The sequence below is a fragment of the Curvibacter microcysteis genome (genome assembly GCF_028649455.1).
Classification (GTDB): Bacteria; Pseudomonadota; Gammaproteobacteria; order Burkholderiales; family Burkholderiaceae_C; genus Curvibacter; species Curvibacter microcysteis.
Genome location: NZ_JAQSIO010000004.1, coordinates 348,144 through 361,683 on the forward strand (window position 1 = coordinate 348,144; position 13,540 = coordinate 361,683).

The following is a 13,540-nucleotide window of genomic DNA, read 5'->3' on the forward strand; positions in this document are numbered from 1 at the left end:
CGCCGGGGAACCCCCAATGCAAGCAACTCAGTGAGTGCGAAATCGATGAATATCAACTCAATCAGCGCGGCAACCAGATCAAAAAGACGCCTAGGAATTCGCGCGAAGCCTTTGATTATATCCCAAGACGAGGCTTTAGCCCAGCCCCCCTTTTTTGAGCTTGGCCAAGGCCGCAAAAGGATTGGGCTTTTCGGCCTCGGCCGCCTGGTAGTCCTCATCCTCCACGGCCATCGGAACCTCTTCCGGGCATTCCTCATGGCGCGGCACCACGGGCAACTCCATCAGCAGCTCGTCTTCGATCAACTCCAGCAGGTTGAACTCGCGGCTCAGGGCCAGCACATCCTCTTCCGACTCATCGTCCTCCGCCTCAGCGACGGACTCATCCTTGACGAAACGGAAGGAGCGATCCACCCACAAGCCGGTGTCCACCGGGCCCAAACAACGCTGACACACCTGGGTCAGCGTGGTCTCAGCCTGCAAATGCAGCCAAACCTGGTCATCGCCGCCCGTGACAGGTCGAGCCTCACCCAGCGCCGTCCAACGCACTTCGTGGCTCAGCGGACTGCCAGGCGCCGACTCTTCAACCAAGCGGGCAAATTGGCTGATCGGGGCCTGACCGGCCAACTCATCACCGGCCTGGGCCAAAGCCTTCAGGTCCAAGCGTTCCAGGGAATACTCTTTCTTCATGCGCGCAGTGTAAGAGAATCCCCCGCATGAACCCAAGCGCGCCCTCCCCCACCCCCCACGCCGTCACGCCACAGCGCCTGCTGGTGCTGGGCTCCACCTCCCGCTACCGCCGCGAGTTGCTGCAACGCCTGGGGCTGCCCTTCGAGGTGGCCGCCCCCGACGTCGATGAGACCCCACAAGCCGATGAGGCCCCAGCAGCACTGGCCCTGCGCCTGGCGCTGGCCAAAGCCCAGGCTGTGGCACAGCAGTTTCCGCAGGCGGTGGTGATCGGCTCGGATCAAGTGGCTGACTTGGATGGCGAACCCCTGGGCAAGCCCGGCAACCACGAACGCGCTGTGGCCCAGTTGCGCCGCATGCGTGGCCAAACCGTGGTATTCCAAACCGCCGTGGCGGTGGTCTGCCAGGCCACAGGCTTTGAACGCGCAGAATTGGCCCAGGTGAAAGTGCGCTTTCGCGACTTGAGCGACAGCGAAATCGAAAACTACCTGCGCGCCGAGCAGCCTTATGACTGCGCTGGCAGCGCCAAAAGCGAAGGCCTGGGCATTGCCCTGCTGAGCTCCATCGAAAACGACGACCCCACCGCCTTGGTGGGTCTGCCCTTGATCCGCACCTGCAACCTGATCCAGGCCGCAGGCATTCGACTGCTGTGATGAACACCTCTGCAAACACCCCGAAGGGCCGCCTGTTCCTGGTACCCGCACCGCTGGACTTTGGCTGTACTCAGCAAGCCCCGGTGACCGACGTCATCCCCACACACACCCTGAAAACCGCCGCCGGTCTGCAACATTGGGTTTGCGAGAACGCGAAAAGCGCACGCGCTTACCTCAAGCGGATTGGCGAGCACCACCCCCTGGTCGCGCCCTTGCAAGAGCAGTCGCTGCAAGAACTGCCGCGCCATGTGCACAAAAAAGGCGACCACGAAGCCGGTCAGTTTGACGCCCGCCCCTTGCTCGCCCCCGCGCTGGCCGGGCACGACATGGGACTGATCAGCGAAGCGGGCATGCCCGCCGTGGCAGACCCAGGCTCCTCGGTGGTGCGCGCGGCGCACGACTTGGGTCTGGAAGTGATCGCTTTGACCGGACCCGTGTCGCTGCTGCTGGCCTTGGCCGCCAGCGGTTTGAATGGACAGAATTTTGCTTTTGTGGGCTACTTGCCCCAAGACGCCGGTGAACGCAGCCAGCGCCTGAAAGAGCTGGAGTCTTTTGCCCTGCGCACCGGTCAGACCCAGATCTTCATCGAGACGCCCTACCGCAACCCGGCGCTGTGGCAAGCCCTGGTCCAGACGTTGCAACCCAACACACGGCTGGCGATCAGCATCGGCCTGACCCTGGAGTCAGGTCGCAACCGCAGCGATTTGGTCAAGAACTGGCGCCAGCAAGCCCACCAGGGCAAAACCACGGGCAAGGACAAAAATGCCTTCCCGCCCGCCGACACCCCGGCGGTGTTCAGCATCGGCCGCTGAGGCTTCAACCGCTGCGGTCGCCACCATGGCGGCCCCGCACCTGCGCCTCAACGCAAGGCCGGCACCGACTTGAGGGCGCGCACCGCGCCCTCGCCAAACGCAGCGCCGAAGCGCTTGGCCAAGCGCTCCGCCACGTTGTCCCGGCGGGTGTAGTCCACCAACTCTTCGGCCTTGACGACTTCACGCGCGACAAAGTCAAGGTTGCCCAATTGGTCGGCCAGCCCCATGGCCACGGCTTGCTCGCCCGTCCAGAACAGGCCGCTGAAAGTGTCAGGACTTTCTTTCAGACGCTCACCCCGACCCGCTTTCACCACCGCAATGAACTGCTTGTGGATCTGGTCCAGCATGGCCTGGGCGAAGGCGCGCTGCTTCTCAGTTTGGGGGCTGAAGGGGTCCAAAAAGCCCTTGTTCTCACCAGCCGTCAACAAGCGGCGTTCCACGCCCACCTTGTCCATCAAACCCGTGAAACCGAAGCCGTCCATCAAAACGCCAATGCTGCCAACGATGCTGGCCTTGTCGACAAAAATCTGGTCGGCTGCCGCCGCGATGTAATACGCCGCCGAGGCGCAGGACTCTTCCACCACCGCGTAGACGGGCTTTTTGTGCTTGTCTTTCAAGCGCCGGATCTCGTCGTTGATGATGCCGGCCTGCACCGGGCTGCCACCAGGGGAGTTGATCAACAACACCACGGCCTGGGCCCCTTCGTCCTCGAAGGCGCTGCGCATGGCGGCCACGACAAACTCAGCGCTGGCGTCCGCCCCCGCAGCGATTTCACCCTTGATCTCGACCACTGCCGTGTGGGGCGAACTTTTGTCAGTCACCGGCGCGGTGCGGCTGAAAGCCAGCCAGCCCCCCACGACCAAGGCCAACAACCAAGCCAGACGAATGAAATTGCGCCAACGACGCGCCGCCTGCTGCTCACGCAAGGCCGCGAAAGCCAGCTTTTCCAACGTGGCGCGCTCCCAACCAGGGGTCAGGCCGGCGGCCGCAGCAGTCGCCGCAGCAGTCGCCGCAGGAATCGGAGCAGCGGGCCTCACAGGAGGAACGGACGGCTCTGGCCCAGCGAGCGGCGCCTGGGCGGGAGCCGCAGACTGGTCGGGGGCATCGGAAGGGTCTGGCTTGAAGGAGTCCGTCATCTCAAAATTCAACTGGGTGCAGGTTGTAGGCAGTATGCCAGTGGACCACGCCATCCCACTCTGACAACTCGATGCGAATCAGACCACCCCGGCAGGGGCCACCCTGACAAGCCCCGGTATCGGGCGCATAGGCCGCACCATGGGTGGCGCACAAGAGCCAGCGACCGGTGTCATCAAAAAAGCGGTTCGGCTGGTAATCCATCTCCATGGCCACATGGGTGCAGCGGTTCAGGTAGGCATGGACGCGATCTTCATAGCGAATGGCAAAGGCACGGCAGGTCTGACCAGCGTAGACCACATCGAAGGGCACCGCCTGACCGCCGGCCACCAAATCGTTGCTGTTGCACAACGGAATCAAGTCATTCATCACCCACCCTCCTCCAACCAGGCCCATCACTCAGGCGTTCTGCAGCAACCACTGCTGCAAATCAGCCACCGAATGGGCGATGTGCAGGGGCTTGAGCACATGGAACGCGTCCGGCTCGTGCGCGCCATAGCTCACCCCCACGCTGGCGCAACCCGCGTTGAGCGCCATCTGCAGGTCATGGGTGGTGTCGCCGATCATCAAGGTGCGCTCGGGCGCCACATCGAACTCAGCCATCAACTCGTGCAGCATGCACGGATCGGGCTTGCCAGCGGTCTCATCGGCCGTGCGGGAGCCGTCAAACACCCCGCGCAAAGCCACCGTGTGCAAAGCCTCGTCCAAGCCACGCCGGCTCTTGCCTGTGGCCACCGTGATCAGGTGCCCCTGCTCACGCAGCTGCTTGAGCAAAGGCAGCACGCCCTCGAACAAGGCGATGTCGTCCTGGTGCTTCACATAGTGAAAACGGTAGCGCTGCCCCAGTTCCGGGTATTTTTCGGGTGGCACATCGGGGGCGGCATGGGCCAGGGCCTGCATCAAGGCCATGCCAATGACATAGGCAGCCGCTTCATCAGAGGGCTTTTGCCCACCCACATCGACCACGGCCGCCTGGATGCAGCGCACGATGATCTGGGTCGAATCAAACAAAGTGCCATCCCAATCAAAAGCGATCAGGTCAAATTGGCGGGCTCGGGTGGCGTTGGAGGTCATGGTGCGGGCGCCGCTGTGGGCTGAATCTGGTCAATGAACTGCTGCAACTCGGTCGGCAAAGCCTCTTCCAGGCTGATGCGTTCGCCGCTGGCGGGGTGATTGAACTGCAAGCGCCAAGCGTGCAAGAACATGCGCTTGAGCCCTTGCTTTTGCAAGCGGCGGTTGAGTTCAAAGTCCCCATATTTGTCGTCACCGGCGATCGAATGGCCGCTGGAGGCCAAGTGGACGCGGATCTGGTGCGTGCGACCGGTCTTGATCGTCACCTCCAGCAGCGAAAACACGGGCAAGCCCGCCAACTGCACGGGCGCCGAGCGCGACTGGACCTTGACCAAGGTCACGGCACGCATGGCGTCTGGGTGGTCTTTCTCCACCACGCGCACGCGCCGCTCGCCGTCCGGCAACAGGTATTTCTGCAGCGCTGAATCGATGACTTTCTTGTTGTTCGGCCAATTCCCTCCGGCCAATGCCAGGTAGGTCTTGCCGGTCTCTCGCTCGCGGAACTGGTCTTGCAAATGCACCAAAGCGGAGCGCTTTTTGGCCAACAACAAAATGCCGGAGGTCTCCCGGTCCAGTCGGTGGACCAGTTCCAGGAACTTGGCCTGGGGCCGCGCCTGACGCAGCTGCTCGATGACCCCAAAGCTCACCCCGCTGCCGCCATGCACGGCCACGCCAGCGGGCTTGGCAATGGCCAGCACATGGTCGTCTTCAAACAGAATCGGGAATTCACGCGCGGGGGCTGGGGCAGCCTCCTTCTCCGCGGCACGTTCGGACTGCCGGACGGGCGGCAAACGGACCAGATCGCCGGTTTGCACCCGGGTATCGGCCGAGGCCCGGCCCTTGTTCACCCGCACCTCACCGCTGCGGATGATGCGGTAAACATGGGTCTTGGGCACGCCTTTGAGCTGCCGGATCAGGAAGTTGTCCAAGCGCTGCCCGGCCGACTCTTCGTCCACCTCGACCACGCTGGCCGCGACCGCGGCAGGCTGGACTCGGGGGGGCACTTTGCCCTCTATAATGTGTTTCACTAGCGCTTTGCTGTAACTGGTTGATTCGTCTGGAGTTTAGTCCAGTCCCACCACCGCAGCGCTGGCAAGGTCGATGCCGACTGGCTTGTGGCAGGTAGATCACGTACCAGAGTGCGTGATGACGGTGCTCCAAACCCAGATGGGCCGGCACTTTGAAACACCGATACGGAATACCCATGCCCAAGGGCCTGCTGACCAATCTCAGCCGGGCCTTGAGCGGATCAAAGCGAGACATATTGTGCTGATGGCGCTGATTCATACCTGCTTGCAGTGGCTAGAGCCACGGTCGCATGGCATGGAATCACCCATGGTGCCCGCCTACCGGACACCTGACGCCGCACCCTTTGCGGCCACACGGCAACCCCTCTCCCTCGCCCCCATCCACGCGCCCCCGCCCGACACCTGAGCCCAAGGCTCACTGGTGTTGCGGCTACTTTGGCAATTCCCTTCGTTTCAAAGCGTCTGTTCCGGCATCGTTGGCTCATTTCGGGCCTGTTGAAGATTTGACGATTGCATGGACCTGAGGGTCCAGGAAGGACACGCATCATGAAACGGATGCTGATCAATGCCACCCAGGCAGAAGAACGCCGTTTGGCCATCGTGGACGGGCAAAAACTGCTCGACTACGAAATCGAAATCGAAGGGCGCGAACAGCGCAAGGGCAACATCTACAAGGCCGTCGTGACCCGCGTCGAGCCCAGCCTCGAAGCCTGTTTTGTGGACTACGGCGAAGACCGTCACGGCTTCCTGCCTTTCAAGGAAATCTCGCGCCAGTACTTTGCGCCCGGCGTGTCGCCGAGCCAGGCCCGCATCAACGATGTGATCCGTGAAGGCCAGGAACTGCTGGTCCAGGTCGAAAAAGAAGAACGTGGCAACAAGGGCGCGGCCCTGACCACCTTCGTCAGCTTGGCCGGCCGTTATGTGGTGCTGATGCCCAACAACCCCCGCGGTGGTGGCGTGTCGCGCCGCATCGAGGGCGAAGACCGGGCCGAACTCAAAGAAGCGATGGACCAGTTGGAATACCCCAACGGCATGTCCATCATCGCGCGCACCGCCGGCATCGGCCGCTCGGCGCCCGAACTGCAGTGGGACCTGAACTACCTGCTCAAGCTCTGGCACGCCATCGACGGCGCAGCCAAGGGCGGCAAGGGTGCCTACCTGATCTACCAAGAGTCGAGCCTGGTGATCCGCGCCATCCGCGACTACTTCAACCACGACATCGGCGACATCCTGATCGACACCGACGACATCTATGAACAAGCGCAGCAGTTCATGGCCCACGTCATGCCCGAACATGCCGCCCGCGTGAAGCGCTACCGCGACGATGCGCCGCTGTTCAGCCGCTTCCAGATCGAACACCAAATTGAATCGGCCTACGCCCGCACCGTGACCCTGCCCTCGGGCGGCGCCATCGTGATCGACCACACCGAAGCACTGGTCAGCGTGGACGTCAACTCGGCCCGCGCCATCAAGGGCGGCGACATCGAAGAAACCGCCACCCGCACCAACCTGGAAGCGGCTGACGAAGTGGCCCGCCAGATGCGCCTGCGCGACCTGGGCGGCCTGATCGTGATCGACTTCATCGACATGGAAGAGTCGAAGAACCGCCGCGAAGTGGAAAACCGCCTGCGCGATGCGCTGCGCCAAGACCGCGCTCGCGTGCAGTTCGGCACCATCAGCAAGTTCGGTCTGATGGAAATGAGCCGCCAGCGCCTGAAGCCAGCGCTGTCGGAAGGCTCGTCCATTCCCTGCCCGCGCTGCGGCGGTGCCGGCCACATCCGCGACACCGAAAGCTCGGCGCTGCAAATCCTGCGCATCATCCAAGAAGAGTCCATGAAGGACAACACCGCCGCCGTGCACGTGCAAGTGCCGGTTGAAGTGGCCTCCTTCCTGCTCAACGAAAAGCGCACCGAGATCGCCAAGATCGAAGTCAAGCAGCGCCTGAGCGTGCTGCTGGTGCCCAACAAGGCACTGGAAACCCCGCACTACAAGCTGGAACGCTTGAAGCACGACGACCCGCGCCTGGACCACATCGAAGCCAGCTACAAGATGGCCGAAGTGGTGGAAGACGCCACCACCGTGACGCGCCGCTCGCAAGAGCCCACCAACAAGCAAACCCCGGTGATCAAGGGTGTGCTGCCTGACGCCCCGGCACCGCAAGCCGTGCCCAAGCCTGAAGGCGCTGCCGCCCCCGCAGGCCGTGGCCGTGCGGCCGCTGGCGACAAGCCCGCCGCCGCTGCCGCGCCGGTGGCCGCTGCGGCCCCCGCAGCCCCGGCTGACACGGGCTTCTTTGGCTGGCTCAAGGGCCTGTTCGGCGTGAAGGCCGCTGAGCCCGCCCCGGTCGCCCCGGTGGTGAGCGAAGTCAAGAAGGAAGACAAGCGCGAAGGCCGCAACGGCGAACGCGGCGAGCGTGGCGAAGGCCGCAACGGCCGCCGTGGCGAAGGCCGCAATGGCAATGGCGAACGTGGCGAGCGCGGTGAAGGCCGTGGTGGCCGCCGCAACGAACGCGGTGGCGATCGCCCGGAACGCGGCGAACGCCCAGAGCGCGGCGAAGCCCGCGCGCCGCGCGAAGCCGGCGACACCCGCCCCCCGCGCAGCGATCGTCCGGAAGGCGAAGCCCGCCGTGACGGCCGTGGTGAACGCGGCGAACGTGGTGAACGCCCAGAAGGCGGTCGCCGTGAACGTGGCCCGCGCCAAGAGCGTCCGGACAACGGCGCGCCTGTCGACAACCGCAACCAAGCCTTTGATGCGGCCAATGCCAACGCCGAAGCCCCGCAAGCCCTGGTGAACCTGGACGAAGCCGGCAACCCCGTGGCCGAAACCCGCCCTGAACGCGGCCCGCGCCGTGAACGTGGCGAGCGTGGTGAAGGCGGTCGCCGTGAACGTGGCCCGCGCCAAGACCGTGGCCCCCGTCCGACCGAAGGTTCGGCCGACACCCACGAAGCCCCTGTGGCTGCGCTGGACGGTGGCCAAGCCCAGGCCCCCACCGACGCCGCTCAGGCACCGCTGTCGGATGCCCAAGACGGTCAAGCGCCGCAACAGCGCCCGCAAGGTGCTGAAGGCGATGAACAGCGCCGTGAGCGCCGTTCGCGTGACCGCTATGGCCGTGACCGCCGCGAACGCAACAACGGTGATCGCGCCCCGCGTGACGCTGGCGCCGCCGACCCCGTGGAGGCCCTGAACGCCGACGCCCCCGCCGCCGTGGCCGACGCCCCGGTGGAAATCGTGGTGCCGGCCCCTGCCGCCGCCCCGCTGAGCCCCGTGGCCGAAGCCCCTGTGGCCGCCGCTGCGCAAGCCCCTGTGCCAGCGCCTGTGCCTGCCCCTGCCGCCGCCCCCGTGGCAGCCAGCGGCCTGCCCAAGGTCACGGCGTTTGAGCTGCCCATCGCGGACCTGCAGCAGATCGCCGAATCTTCGGGCCTGCAATGGGTCAACTCGGATGCCGAGAAGATCGCTGCCGTGCAAGCCGCGATTGCGGCCGAACCCAAGCCAGTGCATGTGCCCCGCGAACGTCCGCCCGTGGTGATGATCGAAGAAGGCCCGCTGGTGCTGGTGGAAACCCGCCGCGACCTCAGCGAACTGAAGCTGCCCTTCGAGCAAAACGCCTGATCGGCCCGCGCCCGGCCCCGCCACGGTGGGGCCTGTACCGCACCTGAAAATCGCCTCTTCGGAGGCGATTTTTTTTCGCCCATCGTTTTGCCGCTGCGAGCCATGAGGTCTTGCGCTTGGGGGCACAATCAGTCGCTGTCCTGCGCCCCATCTTGAGATCGCCCATGCTGTTTCTGCTCTCCCCTGCCAAATCCCTGGACTACGAGTCGCCCTTGCCGACCGGCGTGACGGCCTCCAAGCCCCTGTTCACCGCCCAATCCCAGCAACTCATCGACGTGCTGCGCCAGCAGTCGCCCCAGGACATCGCCAGCCTCATGAGCCTGAGCGACAAGTTGGCCAGCTTGAACGTGGCGCGCTACGAGGCCTGGTCACCGCGCAGCACCGTGCACAATGCGCGCCCGGCCGTGCTGGCGTTCAACGGCGATGTCTACGAAGGCCTGCAGGCCGCCAGCCTGTCGCCTGAAGATCTGCAATGGGCCCAACAACACCTGGGCATCCTCAGCGGCCTGTATGGCGTGCTGCGCCCGCTGGACGCGCTGCAGCCCTACCGACTGGAAATGGGCACCCGACTGGCCACGCCGGCTGGCAAAGACCTTTACCAGTTCTGGGGCGCCCAGATCGCCGACCACCTGAACCAACGCCTGCAAGCCGATGCCACCCCGGTGGTGGTCAACCTGGCCTCGCAGGAGTACTTCAAATCGGTGCAGCGCCAAGTGCTCAAGGCGCGCGTGATCGAGTGTGTGTTTGAAGACTGGAAAGGGGGCGTGTACAAAATCATCAGCTTCCACGCCAAGCGGGCCCGGGGTCTGATGGCGCGCTACGCCATCACCGAGCGCGTGCGACTGCCGCAACAGCTCGAAGGCTTTGCGCTGGAAGGCTATGGCTTCGTGCCAGCCGCCAGCGAGCCGGACCGCCTGGTGTTCCGTCGCCGCCAGGAGTGAGCCCCACATGTCCCAGCCCTTGTTGCTCGGCCCAGGCCATGTCTGGGCTTAGGATGGAGCCCTCCGCCCCTTCAGCCCCGCTATGACGAACGCCGCCAACCCCTCGTCGAACTCGCAAGCCATCACCCCCGCGCTGACCCGCTGGATCCTGGAGCAAAGCGAAGCCGGCCATGACCCCGCCAGCGTGCTGCAAGCCATGCAAGCCGCCGGCTGGACCGAGGCCGTCGCACTGCAGGCGCTGGAGCAAACCCTGAAACAGCAACTCGACGTGGCGCAGGCGCGCGCGGCCACGCCCCGCCTCCCGCCCAGCCAACCCCTGCCCGCCCCCCTGTTGCAGGGATCACCGCTTTACGTGGACGCGGGCGACCGCCAGGTGGCCGTGCTGATGCACCTGCAAAACCCCTCGGTGGTGCTGTTTGGCGATTTCCTCAGCGCCGAAGAGTGCGAAGGCCTGATCGCCGCAGCCGAACCGCGCCTGGCACGCTCCCTCACAGTCATGACCCAGACCGGTGGCGAGGAAGTCAGCGTGGACCGCACCAGCGACGGCATGTTCTTCAGCCGGGGCGAGTCCGCCCTGATCCAGCGCATCGAGGAACGCATTGCCCGGCTGCTGAATTGGCCCCTGCTGCACGGCGAAGGCCTGCAGGTGCTGCACTACCGGCCCGGCGCCGAGTACAAGCCGCACTACGACTACTTTGACCCGCACGAGCCCGGCACGCCCACCATCCTCAAACGCGGCGGCCAGCGCGTGGCGACCTTGGTCATGTACCTCAACGAACCGGCCCAAGGCGGAGGCACCACCTTCCCCGACCTGCAGCTGGAAGTGACGCCCAAGCGCGGCAACGCCGTCTTCTTCAGCTACGCCCAGGCCCACCCCTCCAGCCGCACCCTGCATGGCGGCGCCCCTGTGCTCGCGGGTGAGAAGTGGGTGGCCACCAAATGGCTGCGCGAAGGCGAATTCCACTGAGGCCCCAAGCAGCCGCCGCGCGCCGGCGCCGGCCCCTTTTTTTGTGAAGTCCAGACCCCATGAACACCCCCGAACAATCCCAGTTGGGCAAAGCCTCGGCCTATGTCGACCAGTACGACGCCAGCCTGCTGTTCCCCATTCCGCGCCAGGGCAAGCGTGCCGAAATCGGCGTGACCGGCACCCCACCCTTTTTTGGCGCAGACCTGTGGACGGCGTTTGAGCTGTCCTGGCTCAACCCGCGCGGCAAGCCGCAGGTGGCTTTGGCCCACATCACCGTGCCCTGCGAGAGCCCCAACATCATCGAGAGCAAGTCCTTCAAGCTGTACCTCAACAGCTTCAACAACACCCGCTTTGCCGACGCCAGCGAGGTGCAGGCGCGCCTGCGCAAGGACCTCAGCGAAGCCGCCTGGCGCGGTGCGGCCCAGCCCGCCAGCGTGGGCGTGAAACTGCTGTCGCCCGAGCTGTTTGACCGCGAACCCGTGCACGAACTCGACGGCCTCAACCTCGACCGCCTGGACATTGAGTGCCACCACTACACGCCCGCGCCCGAACTGCTCAGCGCAGCCACAAGCGAGGCCCCAGTCACCGAAACCCTGACCAGCCACCTGCTCAAGAGCAATTGCCTGGTCACCGGCCAGCCCGACTGGGGCAGTGTGCAAATCCAGTACAGCGGGCCGCAAATCGACCAGGCAGGCCTGCTCGCCTACCTGGTGAGTTTTCGTAACCACAACGAATTCCACGAGCAGTGCGTGGAGCGCATCTTCATGGACGTCTGGACGCGCTGCCAACCCATCAAGCTGTCGGTCTATGCGCGCTACACGCGGCGCGGCGGTCTGGACATCAACCCCTTTCGCACCAGCCACCCACAGGCCCTGCCGGCCAATGTGCGCACGGCCCGGCAGTGAGCGCGCAGGCGCGGCGCCTCAGGACAAGACAAACACGCTGACCGAGCGCTCCAGAGACCGGGCGCTGCTGCTCAGCGACTGAGCCGCCGCGGCCGACTGCTCCACCAAGGCCGCGTTTTGCTGGGTGGCCGTGTCGAGCTGCACCACCGCCTCGTTGATTTGCGACAGGCCCGTGGACTGTTCGCGGGCGGCCGAGCTGATCTGCGTGACCAGGGCGCTGACCCGCGCCACCGAAGCCACCACTTCCTCGATGGTCTGGCCCACGCCCTGCACTTGGCGTGCCCCGTCGTGCACCTGCTGTGAAGAGCCCACGATCAGGGTTCGAATCTCCTTGGACGCATTGGCACTGCGCTGCGCCAGGGCCCGCACCTCCGAGGCCACCACCGCAAAACCTCGGCCCTGTTCACCCGCGCGGGCGGCCTCTACCGCGGCGTTGAGCGCCAGGATATTGGTCTGGAAGGCAATGCCTTCAATGACCCCGATGATCTCGCTCACCTTGTCCGAGGAGCTCTCCATGGCCCCGATGGCCTGCGCGGCCTGCCGCATGGCCTGGCCCCCTTGCTGGGCCACCGCCGTGCTGCGCTCGCTCTCGCCCGAGACCTGGGCCGAGGTGTCTGCGGTCTGACGCACGGTGCTGGAAATCTGCTCCATCGAGGCCGCGGTCTGCTCCAGCGCGCTGGCCTGGGCCTCGGTGCGGGCCGACAAGTCATTGGCGCCCTGGGCGATCTCGCTGGCCGATTGGGTGAAGCCTTCAATCTCGTTGCGCACATCGCCCACCACCGCCCGCAGGTTGACCTGGATCTGCACCAGACGCTTGATCAGGGAGGCCATGGGCTCGGGGTGGTCGGTCCGGACCGTGGTGCTGAGGTTGCAGCCCGACAGGTCACCGGCAAAACGCACCGCCTCGTCCAGGCTGCCGGTGATGCGCCAGCGGAACCAGGCGGCCACGCCCAGGCTGCCCAGCAGCAGCACCGCGCCGCGAGCCCAAGGCGCCCACGCACCGGACGCCCCCAACAAGTCAGGCAGCAAGGTGGCCAGGCCCAACACCAGCAACATCAAGCCGAGGCGACTGGGCAAATCCAGACGCCCCAAGCGCGCCAGCGCACCGCGCCAGCCGGTGGCACGCAATTCACCGCCATGCAGCACCACCGAAGCCCGGCCCTGCTCGGCCTCGGCCCGCATGCGGGCGTACAAGGCCTCGGCCTGTTGCACCGCCGCGCGGTCGGGCTTGATGCGCACCGACATGTAGCCCGTGGGTTTGCCGTGGCTCATGATGGGGGTGACATTGGCCTGCACCCAGTAATGGCTGCCGTCCTTGCGGCGGTTCTTGACCAGACCCGTCCAGGGCCGGCCGCGCCCGATCGTGGCCCACATGTCCTTGTAGGCGGCCGCGGGCATGTCGGGGTGGCGAATCAAGTTGTGCGGCTGGCCAATCAGCTCCTCGTAGGCATAGCCGCTGACATGCACAAAGGCCGGGTTGCAATGGGTGATCACGCCGCGCGTGTCGGTGGTCGACACCAGCAGTTCGTCCTCTGAAAAAAGGAACTCCTGCTGGGTCACCGGCAAATTGACTCTCATCTTGAACCTCGCCATCAGAATTGACAGGTGTGCCCGCAATGAATCGGTGCCCAGTGCTCATCCCCCATCCCATGGCTGGAGGCCCGAGTTCACCAATCCTCCCCTGAGTTCACGCTCCTCCTGCCAAGGGGTTTCCCTGACGATGAGCCCTGAACTCGCAC

At 65.0% G+C, this 13,540-nt stretch carries 12 protein-coding genes; 6 read left to right on the forward strand and 6 right to left on the reverse strand.

From position 1 onward, the window contains the following. Positions 1-135 precede the first annotated feature (135 nt). On the reverse strand, positions 136-687 hold the full coding sequence (locus PSQ39_RS13140; protein ID WP_273927261.1) for a YceD family protein: 552 nt from the start codon (positions 685-687) through the stop codon (positions 136-138). 26 nt (positions 688-713) lie between these two features. Between PSQ39_RS13140 and PSQ39_RS13145 the strand changes: the two genes are divergently transcribed. Both PSQ39_RS13145 and PSQ39_RS13150 read left to right on the forward strand, forming a co-directional pair. Continuing rightward, the gene (locus PSQ39_RS13145) at positions 714-1,337 is read left to right on the forward strand and encodes a Maf family nucleotide pyrophosphatase (protein ID WP_273927262.1); all 624 of its coding nucleotides are present in this window, start codon (positions 714-716) and stop codon (positions 1,335-1,337) included. Next, positions 1,337-2,149: an SAM-dependent methyltransferase gene (locus PSQ39_RS13150; RefSeq protein ID WP_273927263.1), complete on the forward strand. Its 813-nt coding sequence runs from the start codon at positions 1,337-1,339 to the stop codon at positions 2,147-2,149. The genes PSQ39_RS13145 and PSQ39_RS13150 overlap by 1 nt, the downstream gene beginning before the upstream one ends. Before the next feature lie 47 nt (positions 2,150-2,196). Here the strand turns inward: PSQ39_RS13150 and PSQ39_RS13155 are convergent, their stop codons facing one another. From PSQ39_RS13155 to PSQ39_RS13170, 4 genes are read right to left on the reverse strand one after another with little or no spacing between them, the layout of a single operon-like run. Further along, complete coding sequence (locus PSQ39_RS13155) at positions 2,197-3,285, reverse strand: S49 family peptidase (RefSeq protein WP_273927264.1); 1,089 nt, start codon at positions 3,283-3,285, stop codon at positions 2,197-2,199. A 1-nt stretch (position 3,286) separates the two neighbouring features. Then, positions 3,287-3,652, reverse strand: a complete 366-nt coding sequence (locus tag PSQ39_RS13160) for a Rieske (2Fe-2S) protein (protein WP_273927265.1) — start codon at positions 3,650-3,652, stop codon at positions 3,287-3,289. A gap of 30 nt (positions 3,653-3,682) precedes the next feature. Continuing rightward, positions 3,683-4,357, reverse strand: a complete 675-nt coding sequence (locus tag PSQ39_RS13165) for an HAD family hydrolase (protein WP_273927266.1) — start codon at positions 4,355-4,357, stop codon at positions 3,683-3,685. After that, a complete protein-coding gene (locus tag PSQ39_RS13170; RefSeq protein ID WP_409242031.1) occupies positions 4,354-5,382 on the reverse strand; it encodes an RluA family pseudouridine synthase in 1,029 nt (342 codons plus the stop codon). The genes PSQ39_RS13165 and PSQ39_RS13170 overlap by 4 nt, the downstream gene beginning before the upstream one ends. A gap of 546 nt (positions 5,383-5,928) precedes the next feature. On the opposite strand from PSQ39_RS13170, the gene PSQ39_RS13175 reads away from it, so the two are divergent. From PSQ39_RS13175 to queF, 4 genes are all read left to right on the forward strand, one after another. Beyond that, positions 5,929-8,988, forward strand: a complete 3,060-nt coding sequence (locus tag PSQ39_RS13175) for an Rne/Rng family ribonuclease (RefSeq protein ID WP_273927268.1) — start codon at positions 5,929-5,931, stop codon at positions 8,986-8,988. A 164-nt stretch (positions 8,989-9,152) separates the two neighbouring features. Further along, positions 9,153-9,929, forward strand: coding sequence for a peroxide stress protein YaaA (gene yaaA, locus PSQ39_RS13180; RefSeq protein ID WP_273927269.1), 777 nt, complete (start codon positions 9,153-9,155; stop codon positions 9,927-9,929). A gap of 82 nt (positions 9,930-10,011) precedes the next feature. Continuing rightward, positions 10,012-10,896, forward strand: a complete 885-nt coding sequence (locus PSQ39_RS13185) for a prolyl hydroxylase family protein (RefSeq protein WP_273927270.1) — start codon at positions 10,012-10,014, stop codon at positions 10,894-10,896. Between the two features lie 59 nt (positions 10,897-10,955). After that, complete coding sequence (gene queF, locus PSQ39_RS13190) at positions 10,956-11,801, forward strand: NADPH-dependent 7-cyano-7-deazaguanine reductase QueF (protein WP_273927271.1); 846 nt, start codon at positions 10,956-10,958, stop codon at positions 11,799-11,801. 18 nt (positions 11,802-11,819) lie between these two features. Here queF and PSQ39_RS13195 read toward each other — a convergent pair whose 3' ends face one another. Further along, positions 11,820-13,379: a methyl-accepting chemotaxis protein gene (locus PSQ39_RS13195; protein ID WP_273927272.1), complete on the reverse strand. Its 1,560-nt coding sequence runs from the start codon at positions 13,377-13,379 to the stop codon at positions 11,820-11,822. Positions 13,380-13,540 lie beyond the last annotated feature (161 nt).